The 1,087-nt window shown below is 69.5% G+C and carries 1 protein-coding gene and 1 pseudogene; both read right to left on the reverse strand.

The features are described 5' to 3' along the window. The coding region (dmpG, locus tag AB0I42_RS37285; protein WP_357544490.1) for a 4-hydroxy-2-oxovalerate aldolase at positions 1–941 on the reverse strand (941 nt) is incomplete at its 3' end. Beyond that, a pseudogene (locus AB0I42_RS37290) lies at positions 938–1,087 on the reverse strand (acetaldehyde dehydrogenase (acetylating)); the annotation flags it as partial. The pseudogene AB0I42_RS37290 and the gene dmpG, both read right to left, overlap by 4 nt.

Genomic DNA, 1,087 nt, shown 5'->3' on the forward strand with positions numbered 1-1,087 from the left:
CGGCGGCCGAGCTCGACCAGGATCGAGCGCACGTCGACCCCGTACCGGTCCGACGCCCGCTCCGCATGCCGCAGGAAACTGGAATACACCCCGGCGTAGCCCAGCGTCAGGGTTTCCCGGTCGACGCGCACGGGCCGGTCCTGCAACGGCCGGACCAGGTCCTCGGCGGCGTCCATCAACGCGAACACGTCACAACCGTGCTCCCAACCGTGCAACTCCGCGACGGCGACGAACACCTCCAGCGGCGCGTTCCCGGCCCCGGCACCGTGCCCGGCCAGGGACGCGTCGACGCGGGTGGTGCCGTGCTCGACCGCGACGACACTGTTCGCCACACCCAACGACAGGTTGTGGTGGGCGTGGATCCCGACCTGCGTGCCCGGGTCGAGGACCTGCCGGTACGCGTCCACCCGCTCCGCGACGTCACGCATCAGCAGCCGACCACCGGAATCGGTGACATACACACAGTGCGCCCCGTACGACTCCATCAGCTTCGCCTGCTGCGCGAGGTTCTTGGGGTCGTTCATGTGCGACATCATCAGGAACCCGGACACGTCCATACCGTTCTCACGCGCCCACCCGATGTGCTGCGCGGAGATGTCCGCCTCCGTGCAGTGCGTCGCGATCCGCACACTGCTCACGCCGAGATCGCGGGCGGCCTTCAAATCGGCGATCGTGCCGATCCCGGGCAGCAGCAACGTGGTCAGCTTCGCGTTCGTGACGGCTTCGGCGGCGGCGGCGATCCAGTCCGCGTCCGACGCCGCACCATGCCCGTAGTTGACCGACGAGCCGGCCAGACCGTCGCCGTGCGCGACCTCGATCGCCGCCACACCCGCGCTGTCGAGGGCGGCGGCGATCGACCGGACCTGGTCGACGGTGAACTGATGCCGGACCGCGTGCATCCCGTCCCGCAACGTCACATCCTGGATATACAGCCCGCTCATGCCGCCACTCCCCGCTCGGCCCGCAACGCCACCATCCGCTCCGCCGTCCGCAACGCCGCCGACGTCATGATGTCCAGATTCCCGGCATACGCCGGCAGGTAGTGCCCGGCCCCGGACACCTCCAGGAACACCGACACCTGCACCCC

The organism is Polymorphospora sp. NPDC050346, from assembly GCF_040655695.1.
Lineage (GTDB): Bacteria > Actinomycetota > Actinomycetes > Mycobacteriales > Micromonosporaceae > Polymorphospora > Polymorphospora lycopeni.